Annotated in this window: 12 protein-coding genes; 8 read left to right on the top strand and 4 right to left on the bottom strand. The window is 71.2% G+C overall.

The annotated features are described in order from the left end of the window. The first annotated feature begins 54 nt into the window (after nt 1–54). Together ACZ7J0_RS33260 and ACZ7J0_RS33255 are read left to right on the top strand one after the other, a co-directional pair. Nucleotides 55–456, top strand: coding sequence for a hypothetical protein (locus tag ACZ7J0_RS33260; protein WP_470893765.1), 402 nt, complete (start codon nt 55–57; stop codon nt 454–456). Nucleotides 457–551: 95 nt separating this feature from the next. Beyond that, nucleotides 552–2,009, top strand: coding sequence for a S28 family serine protease (locus tag ACZ7J0_RS33255; protein ID WP_470893723.1), 1,458 nt, complete (start codon nt 552–554; stop codon nt 2,007–2,009). Nucleotides 2,010–2,092: 83 nt separating this feature from the next. Here ACZ7J0_RS33255 and ACZ7J0_RS33250 read toward each other — a convergent pair whose 3' ends face one another. Continuing rightward, on the bottom strand, nt 2,093–3,910 hold the full coding sequence (locus tag ACZ7J0_RS33250; RefSeq protein WP_470893721.1) for a glycoside hydrolase family 3 protein: 1,818 nt from the start codon (nt 3,908–3,910) through the stop codon (nt 2,093–2,095). A 448-nt stretch (nt 3,911–4,358) separates the two neighbouring features. Between ACZ7J0_RS33250 and ACZ7J0_RS33245 the strand changes: the two genes are divergently transcribed. Beyond that, nucleotides 4,359–4,925, top strand: a complete 567-nt coding sequence (locus ACZ7J0_RS33245) for an AAA family ATPase (RefSeq protein WP_470893719.1) — start codon at nt 4,359–4,361, stop codon at nt 4,923–4,925. Nucleotides 4,926–5,192: 267 nt separating this feature from the next. On the opposite strand, the gene ACZ7J0_RS33240 is transcribed toward ACZ7J0_RS33245, so the two are convergent. Continuing rightward, nucleotides 5,193–6,251: a LacI family DNA-binding transcriptional regulator gene (locus ACZ7J0_RS33240; protein ID WP_470893717.1), complete on the bottom strand. Its 1,059-nt coding sequence runs from the start codon at nt 6,249–6,251 to the stop codon at nt 5,193–5,195. Between the two features lie 119 nt (nt 6,252–6,370). On the opposite strand from ACZ7J0_RS33240, the gene ACZ7J0_RS33235 reads away from it, so the two are divergent. From ACZ7J0_RS33235 to ACZ7J0_RS33215, 5 genes are all read left to right on the top strand, one after another. Then, complete coding sequence (locus ACZ7J0_RS33235) at nt 6,371–7,522, top strand: Gfo/Idh/MocA family protein (protein ID WP_470893715.1); 1,152 nt, start codon at nt 6,371–6,373, stop codon at nt 7,520–7,522. Further along, nucleotides 7,519–8,658, top strand: coding sequence for a dihydrodipicolinate synthase family protein (locus ACZ7J0_RS33230; protein WP_470893713.1), 1,140 nt, complete (start codon nt 7,519–7,521; stop codon nt 8,656–8,658). The genes ACZ7J0_RS33235 and ACZ7J0_RS33230 overlap by 4 nt, the downstream gene beginning before the upstream one ends. A 26-nt stretch (nt 8,659–8,684) precedes the next feature. Next, the gene (locus tag ACZ7J0_RS33225; protein ID WP_470893763.1) at nt 8,685–9,470 is read left to right on the top strand and encodes a sugar phosphate isomerase/epimerase family protein; all 786 of its coding nucleotides are present in this window, start codon (nt 8,685–8,687) and stop codon (nt 9,468–9,470) included. A gap of 270 nt (nt 9,471–9,740) precedes the next feature. Further along, nucleotides 9,741–11,972 carry an SF1B family DNA helicase RecD2 gene (gene recD2, locus ACZ7J0_RS33220; protein WP_470893711.1) on the top strand — a complete coding sequence of 744 codons (2,232 nt, stop codon included), beginning with the start codon at nt 9,741–9,743 and terminating at the stop codon, nt 11,970–11,972. A gap of 215 nt (nt 11,973–12,187) precedes the next feature. Further along, nucleotides 12,188–13,477 (top strand): citrate synthase, encoded by a 1,290-nt coding sequence (locus ACZ7J0_RS33215; protein WP_470893709.1) that lies wholly within the window; start codon nt 12,188–12,190, stop codon nt 13,475–13,477. 405 nt (nt 13,478–13,882) lie between these two features. On the opposite strand, the gene ACZ7J0_RS33210 is transcribed toward ACZ7J0_RS33215, so the two are convergent. Then, nucleotides 13,883–16,105 (bottom strand): heavy metal translocating P-type ATPase, encoded by a 2,223-nt coding sequence (locus ACZ7J0_RS33210; protein ID WP_470893707.1) that lies wholly within the window; start codon nt 16,103–16,105, stop codon nt 13,883–13,885. A gap of 75 nt (nt 16,106–16,180) precedes the next feature. Further along, the gene (locus ACZ7J0_RS33205; RefSeq protein ID WP_470893705.1) at nt 16,181–16,516 is read right to left on the bottom strand and encodes a heavy-metal-associated domain-containing protein; all 336 of its coding nucleotides are present in this window, start codon (nt 16,514–16,516) and stop codon (nt 16,181–16,183) included. Nucleotides 16,517–16,622: the final 106 nt, after the last annotated feature.

Here is a 16,622-nt window from a genome sequence, read left to right as displayed (position 1 = left end):
TGCGTCGTACGCATGTACGTACTTCAGATGAGCCGGGGGGCGCGTGTGTTCAGGATGGCGACCGGGGCCGGGGCCAGGGGCCGCCGACTGCTGACGCACCTGCTGGCCGTGGTGATCGCCGCGGCGGCCCTCACGCTCGCCGGGCCGGGCGTCTCCGGGGCCGGGGCCGCCTCGCTGTGCAACGGCCGGCCGACCAAGACCGTCACGTTCGCCACCGGCGAGCTGCGTCTCTACAAGAGCAGGCAGTACGTCTGCGCGCTGACGCTCGCCAAGTCCCCCGGCGCGCGGCGTGCCATGTCCGTCTCCCTCCAGCCGCGCGGTGGCCGCGCCGTCGTCGACAGCGGCCGGTTCACCCGGCAGGCGGGTCCCGTCACCGTCCACGCGCTCAACCGCTGTGTCCGGGCCACCGGCACGGTCGCCGGCCGGAGCGGATCCACCGGTTGGGTACTGTGCTGACGATCCGACCGGCCGACTGGTCCAACTGGGTCTGGCGACAGGCATGTTCATCCCGCTAGGTTCACGGCGAACGTCGTGACCACAGGGGAGGATGAATGCGCAAGACGCTGAGGTGGCTGCTGTCACTCGTGGTGCTCATCGGCACCGTGAGTGCGGCCGGTGCGGCCACCGCCGCAGAACCGGCCACCGGCACAGCCACCGGCACGGCCACACCGACGGCCGCGGCCACGGACATCAAGGACCGCATCCTGGCGATTCCCGGGATGACCCTGATCGAGGAGAAGCCCTACACCGGCTACCGCTTCTTCGTCCTCACCTACACCCAGCCGGTGGACCACCGGGACCCGCGCAAGGGCACCTTCCAGCAGCGCATCACCCTGCTGCACAAGGACACCAGCCGCCCGACCGTCTTCTTCACCTCCGGCTACCACGTCAGCACCAACCCGCGCCGCAGTGAGCCGACGGCCATCATCGACGGCAACCAGGTCTCCATGGAGTATCGGTTCTTCACTCCGTCCCGGCCCCAGCCGGCCGACTGGTCGAAGCTGAACATCTGGCAGGCCGCCACCGACCAGCACCGCATCCACACCGCGCTGAAGCAGATCTACACCAAGAACTGGATCGCCACCGGCGCGTCCAAGGGCGGCATGACCGCCACCTACTTCGAGCGCTTCTACCCGCGCGACATGGATGGTGTCGTCGCCTATGTGGCGCCCAACGACGTGGTGAACAAGGAGGACTCGGCCTACGACCGGTTCTTCGAGAAGGTCGGCACCAAGGAGTGCCGCGACAAGCTCAACGCCGTGCAGCGCGAGGCCCTCGTCCGCCGGGAGCCGCTGGAGGCCAAGTACACCCAGTACGCGGCGGAGAACGGCTACACCTTCGCCACCGTCGGCAGCCTCGACAAGGCGTACGAAGCCGTCGTCCTCGACTACGTCTGGGCCTTCTGGCAGTACAGCCTGCTCGCCGACTGCGCGTCGGTCCCCGACGCGGCGACCGCGTCCGACCAGGAGATCTGGGACAGCGTCGACGCGATCTCCGGCTTCTCCTTCTACACCGACCAGGGCCTCGAGCCCTACACCCCGTACTACTACCAGGCCGGCACGGAGCTGGGCTCGCCCACCATCACGCTGCCGCACCTGGCCGGACTGAGCCGTTACGGGTACCAGCCGCCGCGGAACTTCGTGCCGGCCTCCATCCCCATGAAGGCCGAGCCGCAGGCCATGCGGGACGTCGACAGCTGGGTCCGGCACCACGCCACCCACATGCTCTTCGTGTACGGCGCCAACGATCCGTGGGGTGCCGAGCGTTTCCGCCTCGGCAAGGGCGCCCGTGACAGCTATGTCTACGCCGCGCCCGGCGCCAACCACGGCGCCAACGTGGCGGGTCTGGTCGAGGCCGAGCGCACCAAGGCCACGGCCCGGATCCTCCAGTGGGCGGGTGTCGCCCCGGCGGCCGTCCAGGCCGACCCGGCGAAGGCGAAGCCGCTGGCGCCGTTCGACAAGCGCCTGGACAAGAAGAGCGTGGAGCGCGCGCAGACCCTGCGCCCGTAAGCGGGAAGGCCCGCGGACCACTGACAGGGGCTGTGCGCGCCGCTCGGAACGGGCGCGCACAGCCCCTCGCCGGTTCGCTGCGGTTAGTACCGCAGGCCGTAGCCGACCGGGTACAGCTCCTTGGCCGGATCGTCCGCGCTCTGTATGGCGACCGGCAGCCGGCCCCGGGGATCGGCGCGGCCGGCGATGACCCGGGCGGCCGCACACAGTTCGACATCCGTCCAGGAGTAGCTCGCCACGGTCGCCCGCTGCCCGGTGAGCTGGGCGATGTCGTACGGATTGCGGATCGCGACCGTGACGACCGGCACGCCGGTCGCGGCGAGCCGCGTCACCAGGGTGCGCTGGGTACTGACCGCTGTGACGTTGTACGTGCCGACGACGATCACGTCCTTGCCGGCCGCCGCCGCCACCGCCTCGTCGATCTTCGCCGGCGCAGGGGCCGTCCCCGTGGCCAACGCCGTCGTGGTGAAGCCCAGTTCGGTGAAGGCCTTGGCGAGCGTGGCGGTGGGCGGCCCGGTGGTGCCGGTCGGCGAGGCGGGATCCGCGCCGACGACGAGCAGGTTCGGCCGGGTGCGCGGGTCGAGCGGCAGCAGCCCGCCCTCGTTGCGCAGCACGGTGGTCGTCGCCTCGGCGATGTCGTCGGCCGCCGCCAGATGCGCACGGGTTCCCACGGTCCGGTCCACGTCCCGGTCGGAGACGTAGGGATCGTGGAAGAGACCCAGCCGGGCCTTCAGCCGAAGGATGCGCAGGATCGATTCGTCGAGGCGCTCCTCGGTGAGCTCGCCCTCCTTGACGGCCTTCAGTACGGCCTTCCAGGCGACATCCAGCTTCGGCGGGTTGAGGAGCTGGTCGACCCCGGCCTTCAGGGCGAGCACCGGAACGCGGTCGTCGCCGTACTTGGTGCGGACGCCCTCCATGCCGAGCGAGTCGGTCACCACCACACCGTCGTAGCCCAGCTGTTCACGCAGGATGCCGGTGAGGATGGGCCGGGAGAGCGTCGCCGGGTCCCCGCTCGGGTCGAGCGCAGGAACGACGATGTGCGCGGTCATGATCGAGTCGATTCCGTGGGCGATCGCGCTCCGGAACGGGGGCGCGTCCAGCTCCGCCCACTGCTCGCGCGTGTGCGTGATGGTCGGCAGCCCGTAGTGGCTGTCGGTCGCGGTGTCGCCGTGGCCGGGGAAGTGCTTGCAGGTCGCGGCGACCCCGGCGCCCTGGTACCCCCTCACCTGAGCGGCGACGAGTCCGGCGACGGCCTGCGGGTCGGCGCCGAAGGACCGTACGCCGATGACCGGGTTGGCGGGGTTGACGTTGACGTCGGCGACGGGCGCGTAGTTCTGCCGGATGCCCATCGCGGCGAGCTCGGCGCCGGCGATCCGGGCGGCCCGGCGCGCGTCCGTACACGAACTCCCCGCCCCCAGAGCCATCGCACCGGGCAGCAGCGTCGCGGGCTTGCCGACGCGGTTGACGATGCCGTGCTCCTGGTCGGTGGAGATCAGCAGGGGGACCGGCGTGGGCTGGGCGAGACCGGCCCGCTGGATGCCGTTGGAGAGGGCGGCGATCTGGTGCGGGTCGCGGGTGTTGTGGGCCCAGGAGAAGTAGATGACACCGCCGACGTGGTACGTGGCGATGAGCTCGGCGGCCGTACGGACCCCGATCTCCTTGAGGTTGGCGTCGATGTCGGCCTGGTCGGGGGCGGTGGCGGAGTGACCGTACACCCGCATGACGAAGAGCTGGCCGACCTTCTCCTCCAGGCTCATCCGGGAGATGAGCCGGCGGAGGCGGTGCAGGTCGGGGGGCGCGGCCGCGGCGGTCGCGGGGGTGAGGACTCCGGTTGCCGCGGCGGCGGACACGGCGGCGGTGGCGGTGAGCAGGGCGCGTCTGGAGGTGGGGCGATCGTGCACTGGTGCTCCTTCCGGCCGTACGGGGCGGGGGGTGGTGAAGGAAACTTCCAAGGTGTCACGGATAGTCGGAAACTAACTGCCAGGTCAAGGGATCGCACAGGAAAGACCACTCGATGAGCGGTGGGGAAGGCCGGGTGGTTGTGCGGTGAGGAGGCGGGAAGGCGGGCCGGCCCGCGGCTCTCGGCTTCGGCCACCGAAGGCCGGACGGAGAGTCCGTGCGGTCCCGGTGAGCCTGGGCCGACGGGCCGTTCCCGCACGCCACAGCGCCGACCGCCGCCGCCTGGACACCGGATCCAGCCGTACGGCCGCCGCCTCCGCCGGCAGCGTCCCCGTCCCGGCCGGACCTGGTCCTGGACGAGACGGTCAACCCTCCGAGGTGGTGCGCCGCGGCGCTGCCGGTGTCCGGGGCGACCCTGACGCCGCTGCCGGTCCGCGCTATCGTCCCGGCATGGATCTTGTCCCCATCGATCGTGAACCGGCCCCCGGAGTCGTCCTCCTGAGCGGCATCCCCGGCAGTGGCAAGTCGACCGTCGCCGCCGCGCTCGCGGCCCGCTTCGCGCACTCCGCGCACCTCGAAGTCGACCGCCTCCAGGAGCTGATCGTCCGGGGCGGGCGGTGGCCGGACCCCGTCGGGGATCCGGAGGCGGACCGGCAGATCTTCCTCCGTGCCCGCAACGCCTGCCTCCTGGCGGGCAGTTTCGCCGCCGCCGGCTTCCTCCCCGTCGTCGACGACGTGGTCGCCCGCCGGTCCCACCTGGACTTCTACCGCGCCACGCTGCCCGCCGGCAGCGGACCGGTCCACCTCGTCATCCTCGCCCCCGGCCCCAAGACGGCCTGGGAGCGCAACCTCGCGCGGGACAAGCGCCTGTCGACGGACTGGTCGGCGCTGGACGAGGTGATGCAAGAAGAACTGCTCGGGGAGGGGGCCTGGGTGAACAACGCCGAACTGTCGGTGGAGGAAACCGTGGACGCGGTCCTGTCGGCGACGGGCCTGGACGGGGCGGCGACGGGCTGACCCGGTCCGCCGGGGCGCCTGGGCGAACCGGGGTCAGCCCGCCGGTGCGCCCGGGGCCTGAGCGCCTCGATCGGCTCGCCGGTCCGCCCGGGGTGCGTCGGTGCGCGCCCGGATCAGCCTGCCGGTGCGCCCGGGGGCCTGAGCGCCCCGATCGGCTCGCCGGTCCGCCCCGGGGCGAGTCGGTGCGCGCCCCGGGAAGCCCAATCACCGCCGCGGCCCGACCCTCGGCCCCTCGGCCAATCGACCCCTCGACCCCGAGAGAACACCTCACCCCCGTGGCCGGGCCGTCGACCCCCTCGCCATCAGCTCCGCCGGGACCGTCGCGATGCCGCCCGGCGGTGGTGACTCCGTGCCCATCGCGAGCCGGCCGGCCCGCGCCCCCGCCTCGTACAGCGGCAGCCGTACGGTCGTGAGCGCCGGGACCGCGTCCACCGAGAACGGCAGGTCGTCGAAGCCCGCCACCGAGATGTCCTCGGGGACGCGCAGGCCCTGGTCGCGCAGGGCCGCGCAGGCGCCGAGGGCGACCGTGTCGTTGGCGGCCACGATCGCCGTCAGGTCGGGGGCGCGGCGCAGGAGTTCGACGGTGGAGTCGTAGCCGGAGCGGCGGTCGTACGGCCCGTGCACGGTCACCCGCTCCTGGCCCTCCGCCAGACCCGCCGCGGCCATCGCCTCGCGGTGGCCCTCCAGGCGGTGCCGGGTCGTCGTCCGCTCGGCCGGGCCCGCGACATAGCCGATCCGCCGGTGGCCGAGTGCGAGCAGATGCTCGGTGAGCCGCCGCCCGCCGCCCCGGTTGTCGAAGGCCAGCGCCGCCACGACCGCGTCGCAGCCGGGCAGCGGCGGCCGGCCGCACAGCACCACCCGGGTGCCCGCGTCCGCGAGCTTCGCCAGCTTGGCGGCCGTCGCGGCGATGTGGTCCGGGTCCTCGAGCGCGCCGCCGGTCAGGACCACGGCCGCCGCGCGCTGCCGCTGGAGCAGTGTGAGATAGGTGAGTTCGCGCTCGGGGGAGCCGCCGGTGTTGCAGACGACGGCCAGCTTCTCCCCGCCCGCGCGGCCCAGCGCGCCCTCGCCGATGGCGCTCTGAGCGGCCCCGGCCATGATCCCGAAGAAGGGGTCGGCGATGTCGTTCACCAGGATGCCGACGAGGTCGGACGTGGCGGCGGCGAGCGAGCTCGCGGGGCCGTTCAGTACGTAGTCCAGCTCGTCGACGGCGCGCAGCACCCGCTCCCGGGTGGCCGCGGCGACCGGGTAATTGCCGTTCAGGACCCGGGAGACGGTGGCCGGGGAGACCCGCGCGCGTGCGGCCACATCGGCCAGCGTGACGGTCATCGCGTTCCTCCGAGGAGAGTCGGGCGATCCCCTTGTCCGGGGCGCTGTCGGCAGGCTAGCGTCCTGCCCCGTAGAAAGCGCTTGCTACGGCGGTTACGACGCAGCACGGAGGGAATCTCGTGACACGCAGGACAGTCCGGATCGCCATGAACGGCGTCACCGGACGGATGGGATACCGGCAGCATCTGGTGCGCTCGATCCTCGCGCTGCGCGAACAGGGCGGCCTGGACCTCGGGGACGGAACCGTCCTGTGGCCCGAGCCGGTCCTCGTCGGCCGCCGTGAGCACGCGCTGCGCGGACTCGCCGAGCGCCACGGCCTCGTCGAGTGGTCGACCGACCTCGACGCCGTACTCGCCGACGACACCGTCGAGGTGTACTTCGACGCGCAGGTCACCTCCGCCCGCGTCGACGCGATCAGGAAGGCCGTCGCCGCGGGCAAGCACATCTACACGGAGAAGCCCACCGCCACGGACGTGACCGGCGCCCTGGAGCTCGCCCGGCTCGCCCGCGCCGCCGGAGTCAAGCACGGCGTCGTCCAGGACAAGATCTTCCTGCCGGGTCTGCGGAAGCTGAAGCGCCTCGTCGACGGCGGCTTCTTCGGGAAGATCCTGTCCGTGCGGGGCGAGTTCGGCTACTGGGTCTTCGAGGGCGACTGGCAGGAGGCCCAGCGCCCCTCCTGGAACTACCGCGCCGAGGACGGCGGCGGCATCACCGTCGACATGTTCCCGCACTGGGAGTACGTACTGCACGAGTTGTTCGGCCGCGTGACCAGTGTGAACGCGCACATCACCACCCATGTCCCGCAGCGCTGGGACGAGCGCGGCAAGCCGTACGCGGCCACCGCCGACGACTCCGCGTACGGCATCTTCCAGCTCGAGGGCGGAGCCGTCGCACAGATCAACTCCTCCTGGGCGGTCCGCGTCCACCGCGACGAACTCGTCGAGTTCCAGGTCGACGGCACCCACGGCTCCGCCGTCGCGGGCCTGCGTGACTGCCGCGTACAGCACCGGTCCACGACCCCCAAGCCGGTCTGGAACCCGGATCTGCCCGTGACGCACTCCTTCCGCGACCAGTGGCAGGAAGTGCCGGACAACGCCGAGTTCGACAACGGATTCAAGGCCCAGTGGGAACTGTTCCTGCGCCACATCGCCCTGGACGAGCCGTACCACTGGGACCTGCTGGCCGGCGCCCGTGGCGTCCAGCTCGCCGAACTCGGCCTCAAGTCGTCCGCGGAGGGCCGCCGTTACGACGTCCCGGAGCTCACGCTGTGACCATCCGCCTGCCGTACGGCACGTACGAGCCACGCACCGAGCCGCTGACGCTCCCCCCGGGCGGCCCCCTCGTCTCCCGTACGGTCTTCGCCGCCGCCCATGTCGTCGCCGACCCGTACGCGGACACCCACCCGGACTCCCCGGCCGCCGTCGACTGGGACGCCACCCTCGCCTTCCGGCGCCATCTGTGGGCCCATGGCCTCGGCGTCGCCGAGGCCATGGACACCGCGCAGCGCGGGATGGGCCTCGACTGGACGGGCGCGGCGGAGCTGATCCGCCGCTCGGCGGCCGAGGCGAAGGCGGTCGGCGGCCGCATCGCCTGCGGGGTCGGAACCGACCAGCTCACCGGACCCGCGGACCTGACGGCCGTGACCCGTGCCTACGAGGAGCAGCTCGCGCTCGTCGAGGAGACCGGCGCGCAGGCCGTCCTCATGGCCTCCCGGGCGCTCGCCGCCGCCGCGCGCGGCCCCGAGGACTTCGCGGCGGTGTACGGCCATCTACTGAGGCAGGCGTCGGAGCCGGTGATCCTGCACTGGCTCGGCCCGATGTTCGACCCGGCGCTCGAGGGGTACTGGGGCTCCGCCGACCCGGACGCCGCGACCGAGACCTTTCTGAAGATCATCGCCACGCACCGGGACAAGGTCGACGGGGTCAAGGTCTCCCTGCTGGACGCGGAACGCGAGACCGTGCTGCGGCTCCGCCTCCCCGAGGGTGTGCGCTGCTACACCGGCGACGACTTCCACTACCCCGAGCTGATCGCGGGCGACGAGCGGGGCTTCAGCCACGCCCTTCTCGGGATCTTCGACCCGCTCGCCCCGCTGGCCGCCCGGGCCGTGCGCGCCCTCGACACGGGTGACGTACGCGGCTTCCGCGAACTCCTCGACCCGACCGTCGCGTTGTCCCGTCATCTCTTCGCGCCGCCGACCCGCTTCTACAAGACGGGCGTGGTGCTGCTGGCCTGGCTGGCCGGACACCAGGACCACTTCGCGATGGTCGGTGGCCTCCAGTCGGCCCGCTCGCTGCCGCACCTGGCGCGGGCCTACGAACTCGCCGACGGGCTGGGTCTCCTCCCCGATCCCGAGCTCGCGCAGTCCCGGATGAAGTCCTTGCTCACGGTGTACGGAGTGGACCAGTGACCCTGTCCCGTCTCAGCGTCAACCAGATGACGGTGAAGGGGCTCCCGCTGCCGGAGCTCGTGGCGCAGTGCGTACGGCTGGGCATCCCCGGGGTGGGCCTGTGGCGCGATCCCGTGCGGGCGTACGGGATCGAGGCGACGGTCCGGCTCGTGCGGGACGCGGGCCTGACCGTCACCACCCTCTGCCGGGGCGGCTTCTTCACCACGGCCACCGACCTGGACGACAACCGCGCCGCGATCGACGAGGCGGCGGCGCTCGGCACGGACACCCTCGTCCTCGTCTCCGGTGGACTGGCCCCCGGCACCAAGGACCTGACCGCGGCCCGCGCCCTGATCGCCGACGCCATCGGCGAACTCGCCCCCTACGCGGGGGCGCGGGGCGTGCGCCTGGCCATCGAGCCGCTGCACCCGATGTACGCGGCGGACCGGTGCGCGATCTCCACGCTGGACCAGGCCCTCGCCATCGCCGAGCGCTTCCCCGCCGGACAGGTCGGCGTGGTCGTGGACACCTACCACGTGTGGTGGGACGACCGGGCGCCGGCGGCGGTCGCGCGCGCGGGAGCCGCCGGACGGATCCACTCCTTCCAACTCGCCGACTGGACCACCCCCTTGCCGGCGGGGGTCCTGAACGGCCGGGGACAGCTGGGTGACGGGGTGATCGACCTGCGCGCGTGGCGCTCCCTGGTCGACGCGGCCGGATACGACGGCCCCATCGAGGTGGAGCTGTTCAACGAGGAACTGTGGGCCCGGGACGGCGCGAAGGTGCTGGAGGAGACGGCGGCGAGATACGCCGCCGTGACTCCGGAAAAATAACTCAGCGAAGCCGTACAACCCTTTGCGGGTGACGGTGGTCCTATCTCGTGTCAGGGCTTCCGGGGAGGGATCTGGGGGGATTCGGGAAGCCTTGGTCAGGGAGGGGAACGCGTGGGGCCCGGTCCGCGGACCGGGCCCCTTGTAGTGCGCGAGGTGTGCGCGAGGCAGCGCGCGGGACATCCCCGAGGCGGTGCGCGAGCCGCCCCGGTGCGGCCGGGGAGTTGTCCGCGGGCCCGGCGGGTTGTCCGACCCCGCCGCTATCTTCGGATCATGTCCAGTCAGGCAGTGGTCGAAGGCGTCCTGGAGCGGATCACCTACGCCAACGAGGAGAGCGGCTACACCGTCGCCCGCGTCGACACCGGTCGAGGCGCCGGGGACCTCCTCACGGTGGTCGGCTCGCTGCTCGGCGCGCAACCGGGCGAGTCGCTGCGCATGGAGGGCCGCTGGGGCTCCCACCCGCAGTACGGCAAGCAGTTCACCGTCGAGAACTACACGACCGTCCTGCCGGCCACCATCCAGGGCATCCGCCGCTATCTCGGCTCCGGTCTGATCAAGGGCATCGGCCCGAGGATCGCCGAGCGGATCGTGGAGCACTTCGGCACCGACACCCTCGACATCATCGAGCGGCAGCCCGCGAAGCTCGTCGAAGTGCCGGGCCTCGGCCCCAAGCGCACCCGGCTCATCGGCGCCGCCTGGGAGGAGCAGAAGGCGATCAAGGAGGTCATGATCTTCCTCCAGGGGGTCGGGGTCTCGACCTCCATCGCCGTGCGGATCTACAAGAAGTACGGCGACGCCTCGATCTCCGTCGTGAGGAACCAGCCCTACCGGCTGGCGGCGGACGTCTGGGGCATCGGCTTCCTCACGGCCGACCGGATCGCCCAGGCCGTCGGCATCCCGCACGACAGCCCGGAGCGGGTCAAGGCCGGGCTGCAGTACGCCCTGTCCCAGTCCACCGACCAGGGGCACTGCTTCCTGCCCGAGGAGCAGCTGATCGCCGACGCGGTCAAGCTGCTCCAGGTCGACACCGGGCTGGTCATCGAGTGCCTCGCCGAGCTGGCGGCACCCGGTGAGGACGACGAGCCGGGCGTCGTACGGGAGCGGGTGCCGGGCGTCGACGGGCAGCCGGTCACGGCGGTCTACCTGATCCCCTTCCACCGCGCCGAACTGTCCCTGGCCGCCCAGATCCAGCGCCTGCTGCGGGCGGCCGAGGACCGGATGCCGGCCTTCCGGGACGTCGCCTGGGACAAGGCGCTCGCCTGGCTCGCGACGCGCACGGGCGCCGAACTGGCGCCCGAGCAGGAGCAGGCCGTCCGGCTGGCGCTCACCGAGAAGGTCGCCGTGCTCACCGGTGGGCCCGGCTGCGGCAAGTCCTTCACCGTCCGCTCGATCGTGGAGCTGGCCCGGGCCAAGAAGGCCAAGGTGGTCCTGGCCGCGCCCACGGGCAGGGCGGCCAAGCGCCTGGCCGAGCTCACCGGCGCCGAGGCGTCCACCGTCCACCGGCTGCTGGAACTCAAGCCGGGCGGTGACGCCGCGTACGACCGGGACCGGCCGTTGGACGCCGATCTGGTGGTGGTCGACGAGGCCTCCATGCTGGACCTCCTGCTCGCCAACAAGCTGGTGAAGGCCGTCGCGCCCGGCGCCCATCTGCTGCTCGTCGGCGATGTGGACCAGCTGCCCTCGGTGGGGGCCGGAGAGGTGCTCAGCGACCTGCTGGCCCCCGAAAGCCCCGTCCCGGCCGTCAGGCTCACCCGCATCTTCCGTCAGGCCCAGCAGTCCGGCGTGGTCACCAACGCCCACCGGATCAATTCCGGCGTGCCGCCGATCACCACGGGCCTGCCGGACTTCTTCCTCTTCAGCGAGGACGAGACCGAGGACGCCGGACGGGTCGCCGTCGATGTCGCCGCACGGCGGATTCCCGCCAAATTCGGTCTCGACCCGCGCCGCGACGTGCAGGTACTCGCCCCCATGCACCGCGGCCCGGCCGGCGCGGGCACGCTGAACGGACTGCTCCAGCAGGCCATCACCCCGGCGCGTCCGGACCTGCCCGAGAAGAGATTCGGTGGAAGGGTCTTCCGGGTGGGGGACAAGGTCACCCAGATTCGCAACAATTACGACAAGGGAGAGAACGGGGTCTTCAACGGCACGGTCGGCGTGGTCACCGCGCTCAGCCTGGACGACCAGCGGCTGACGGTGCTGACGGACGAGGACGAGGAGGTGGGGTACGACTTCGACGAACTCGACGAGCTGGCCCACGCGTACGCCGTGACGATCCACCGTTCCCAGGGCAGCGAGTACCCCGCCGTGGTGATCCCCGTCACCACCGGAGCCTGGATGATGCTGCAGCGGAACCTGCTCTACACGGCCGTCACGCGGGCGAAGAAGCTGGTCGTCCTCGTCGGTTCCCGCAAGGCGATCGGGCAGGCCGTCCGCACTGTTTCCGCAGGCAGACGCTTCACCGCGCTGGATCACCGACTGTCCGGAAGTCTGTCCGCGCGGCCCTGACCACAGGATCGATCTTCAGGACACCCGGACGTGGGAAACCCCACCCCCGACTACCGGAACCGGGGCGAAGGGGGCAGGATGAGCAGGTTGGCGGCACTGAGTGCCGCCAATTGGCCCAATGGTCGACCCCGAGTGCACTCTCCTGAGCCAAATGGGGGATGGTAGAGACAGTCAGGGCACCTCGAAGAAGAGGCACTACGTCGGTGAGGGATGACGTGAGCGACAACTCTGTAGTACTGCGGTACGCGGACGGTGAATACACCTACCCGGTGGTTGACAGCACCGTCGGTGACAAGGGCTTCGACATCGGGAAGCTCCGAGCCCAGACGGGTCTGGTCACCCTGGACAGCGGATACGGCAACACCGCCGCCTATAAATCCGCGATCACCTACCTCGACGGTGAGCAGGGCATTCTGCGGTACCGCGGCTACCCCATCGAGCAGCTGGCGGAGCGTTCGACGTTCCTCGAGGTCGCCTACCTGCTGATCAACGGTGAGCTTCCCAAGGTCGACGAGCTCTCGACCTTCAAGAACGAGATCACCCAGCACACGCTGCTGCACGAGGACGTCAAGCGGTTCTTCGACGGCTTCCCGCGCGACGCCCACCCGATGGCCATGCTGTCGTCCGTGGTCAGCGCGCTGTCCACGTTCTACCAGGACAGCCACAACCCGTTCGACGATAAGCAGCGCCACCTCTCCACGATCCGGCTGCTCGCCAAGCTGCCGACGATCGCGGCGTACGCGTACAAGAAGTCGATCGGCCACCCCTTCGTCTACCCGCGCAACGACCTCGGGTACGTCGAGAACTTCCTGCGCATGACCTTCTCGGTCCCCGCCCAGGAGTACGAGCTCGACCCGGTCGTGGTCGCCGCGCTCGAGAAGCTGCTGATCCTGCACGCGGACCACGAGCAGAACTGTTCGACGTCCACCGTGCGTCTGGTCGGTTCCTCGCAGGCGAACATGTTCGCCTCGATCTCCGCCGGCATCTCGGCCCTGTGGGGCCCCCTGCACGGTGGCGCCAACCAGTCGGTCCTGGAGATGCTCGAGGGCATCCAGGCCAATGGCGGCGATGTCGACTCCTTCATCCGCAAGGTGAAGAACAAGGAGGACGGCGTCCGTCTGATGGGCTTCGGCCACCGGGTCTACAAGAGCTTCGACCCGCGCGCCAAGATCATCAAGGCCGCCGCGCACGATGTCCTCTCCGCGCTCGGCAAGTCCGACGAGCTGCTCGACATCGCGCTGAAGCTGGAGGAGCACGCGCTCTCCGACGACTACTTCGTCTCGCGCAACCTCTACCCGAACGTCGACTTCTACACGGGTCTGATCTACCGGGCGATGGGCTTCCCGACCGAGATGTTCACCGTGCTCTTCGCGCTCGGCCGCCTTCCCGGCTGGATCGCCCAGTGGCACGAGATGATCAAGGAGCCCGGCTCCCGCATCGGCCGTCCGCGGCAGATCTACACCGGCGAGGTCCTCCGCGACTTCGTCCCGGTCGAGGGTCGCTGACCCCACCGTCCGGGCCCGCCGCCGGGCCCGTGCCGAAACGAAGAAAAGCGCCCCGCCGCCGATCCCCCCACGGGTCGACGAGCGGGGCGCTTCCCATATCCCCGGTGCGGATTCCCCCCACGGGATCCGGGCCGGGCGTCTGCTGTCCTTGTCGGTCAGCAGAAGCTTTCGCAGGTCTGCGCGGTCTGCCGGGGTACGTACGTACGGGAGGGCCGCTCAAAGCTCCCCGGTGCACGTGCCCCGGCCAACGCTTGCCTGGGACGTCCCCCAAGACATCCCATGAACGTCCCCCAAGACGTTCTCGGCATCGCCCACTTAGACTCGCGAACAGCCCGAATGGTTACCCCCAAATATCTGTGATCTAGGTCTCTTTGTGAAGGTCCTGTGCGTCACGTGAACGTGAATTCACGTAAACGCCCGGAGTCGAAGGCTGTTGGTCACGACAAAAACGGATGAAAAGGCCATGGCCAGCCCGGCGATCATCGGGTTCAGCAGACCGGCCGCCGCGAGCGGCAGCGCGGCCACGTTGTAACCGAAGGCCCAGAAGAGGTTGCCCCTGATCGTGGCCAGGGTCCGCCGTGACAGCCGGATCGCGTCCGCGGCCACCCGCAGGTCGCCCCGGACGAGGGTGAGGTCGGCGGCCTCGATCGCCGCGTCGGTGCCCGTGCCCATCGCGAGGCCCAGGTCGGCCGTGGCCAGGGCGGCCGCGTCATTCACGCCGTCGCCGACCATGGCGACCGTGCGCCCCTCGCCCTGGAGCCTGCGGACCACGTCCGCCTTGTCCTCGGGCAGGACCTCCGCGTACACCTCGTCGATGGCCACCTCGGCGGCGACCGCCTCGGCGACGGCCCGCTGGTCGCCGGTCAGCAGCACCGGCGTCAGGCCGAGCGCGCGCAACAGCCGGACGGCCTCCGCGCTGGTCTCCTTGACGGTGTCGGCAACGGTGAGGATCCCGCGTGCCACGCCGTCCCAGGCGACATGGACGGCGGTGCTCCCGCCGAGGTCGTCGGGGGCGGGCGGCAGGGTGATTCCGGCGTCCGCGAGCAGGGCGGCGCGGCCGGCCACCACCTCGCGGCCCTCGACCGTGCCGCGTACGCCGAGGCCGGGGACGTTCTCGAAGCCGTCGACGGGTGGCAGGTCGCCGCGTTCGAGCGCGCCCGCCGCAACGGCCCGGGCCACCGGGTGCTCGGAGGCGTGTTCCAGGGCGCCCGCGAGCCGCACCAGCTGGGACTCGTCCACGCCCTCGTACGCGTACACCTTCCGGAGCGTCATCCGGCCGGTGGTGACCGTGCCCGTCTTGTCGAGGACGACGGTGTCGACGCGGCGCGTGGACTCCAGGGCCTCGGGGCCCTTGATCAGGATGCCGAGCTGGGCGCCCCGGCCGGTGCCCACCATCAGCGCGGTCGGCGTGGCGAGCCCCAGGGCGCAGGGGCAGGCGATGATCAGGACGGCGACGGCGGCGGTGAAGGACGCCGTCGCGTCGCCCGTGACCGCCAGCCAGAGAGCCAGCGTGCCGAGCGCGAGCAGCAGCACGACGGGGACGAAGACCGCGGAGATCCGGTCGGCGAGCCGCTGCACGCGCGCCTTGCCGTTCTGGGCCTCCTCGACGAGGTGTGCCATCCGGGCGAGCCGGGTGTCGGCGCCGACGCGGGTGGCCTCGACGACCAGCCGTCCCGAGGTGTTCACGCACCCGCCGATGACCGGGTCGCCGACGGTGACCTCCGCCGGCACGGACTCGCCGGTGAGCATGGACGCGTCCACGGCGGACGCGCCCTCGGTGACGGTGCCATCGGTGGCGATCTTCTCTCCGGGGCGCACGACGAAGAACTCCCCGGCCCGCAGGGCGTCCACCGGGACGCGCACCTCGCGGCCCGCCCGCAGGACGGCGACGTCCTTGGCGCCCAGCTCCATCAGCGCGCGCAGTGCCGAGCCCGCCCTCCTCTTGGCGCGTGCCTCCAGGAAGCGGCCGAGCAGGATGAAGGCGATCACTCCGGCCGCGACTTCGAGATAGATCGTGGACGCGGCGTCGGCGCGGGAGACGGAGAAGTCGAAGCCGTGACGCATCCCGGGCATCCCCGCGTCACCGAGGAACAGGGCCCACAGCGACCAGCCGAAGGCGGCGAGGGTGCCCACCGAGACGAGCGTGTCCATGGTGGCGGCGCCGTGCCGGAGATTGGTCCAGGTCGCGCGGTGGAAGGGCAGTCCGCCCCAGACGACGACGGGTGTGGCGAGCACGAGCGAGAGCCACTGCCACCCGTCGAACTGAAGGGCGGGGACCATCGCCGTCGCCACCACCGGTGCGGCGAGGGCGGCCGAGACGATCAGCCGCCGGCGCAGCGCGTCCGCCTCGTCGGCGGTGGCCCCGGCGGGGCTCTCGGCCTCGTCCGTGGGCTCGGGCGGCGGGGGTGCCTCGGCGGTGTAGCCGGTCCTGACCACCGTCGCGATCAGATCGGCGACCTCGATGCCCTCCCGGTACGAGACCTTCGCCTTCTCCGTCGCGTAGTTGACGGTGGCGGTGACGCCGTCCATGCGGTTGAGCTTCTTCTCGACGCGGGCCGCGCACGAGGCGCAGGTCATCCCGCCGATGGTGAGCTCGGTCGTGGTGGTGGATGTCGCGGGGGATGTCATGTGGGGTTCCAAAGGGGAGCGGGGCCCTACCGTTGGCAACGGTACGACCCCGCTCTTCATGCCCGATGCGCGACCTCAGGCGAGACCGATGAGCTCGTAGCCCGCCTCGTCCACGGCGGCGCGCACGGCGGCCTCGTCCAGCGCGGCCTCGGAGACGACGGTGACCTGACCGGTGGAGGCCACGGCCTTCACCGAGGAGACGCCGGCGATCTCGGAGATCTCACTCGACACGGCACCCTCGCAGTGCCCACAGGTCATCCCCTTCACCTGGTAGACCGTGGTGACACCGGCGGCCTGGGCGTCGGCCGCGCCGTCGTGGCAGGAGCCGGTCGACGAGCAGCAGGAGCCGGTGGCCTGGGGCAGCTCGGTCTTCGTCTCGGCGGTCGTCATGGCGCTCTCCTCATCGGGCATTGCTGATCCGGTAGAGACCCCACTTTATACCCCTAGGGGGTATGACGGTCAACCTGCGCCGCGCCACCCGGTGGTGGAGTGCGGGCGCGGGAACGTGTGATCGGAC

The sequence above is a fragment of the Streptomyces sp. NPDC038280 genome, from assembly GCF_055600045.1.
This window is presented reverse-complemented; position numbering and strand designations above follow the sequence as displayed.

Bases quoted from the DNA above. Each gene is read 5' to 3' on its own strand.
- ACZ7J0_RS33260 (WP_470893765.1), top strand. From the start codon at position 55: ATGGCGACCGGGGCCGGGGCCAGGGGCCGCCGACTGCTGACGCACCTG.
- ACZ7J0_RS33255 (WP_470893723.1), top strand. From the start codon at position 552: ATGCGCAAGACGCTGAGGTGGCTGCTGTCACTCGTGGTGCTCATCGGC.
- ACZ7J0_RS33245 (WP_470893719.1), top strand. From the start codon at position 4,359: ATGGATCTTGTCCCCATCGATCGTGAACCGGCCCCCGGAGTCGTCCTC.
- ACZ7J0_RS33240 (WP_470893717.1), bottom strand. From the start codon at position 6,251: ATGACCGTCACGCTGGCCGATGTGGCCGCACGCGCGCGGGTCTCCCCG.
- ACZ7J0_RS33225 (WP_470893763.1), top strand. From the start codon at position 8,685: ATGACGGTGAAGGGGCTCCCGCTGCCGGAGCTCGTGGCGCAGTGCGTA.
- recD2 (WP_470893711.1), top strand. From the start codon at position 9,741: ATGTCCAGTCAGGCAGTGGTCGAAGGCGTCCTGGAGCGGATCACCTAC.
- ACZ7J0_RS33210 (WP_470893707.1), bottom strand. From the start codon at position 16,105: ATGACATCCCCCGCGACATCCACCACCACGACCGAGCTCACCATCGGC.
- ACZ7J0_RS33205 (WP_470893705.1), bottom strand. From the start codon at position 16,516: ATGCCCGATGAGGAGAGCGCCATGACGACCGCCGAGACGAAGACCGAG.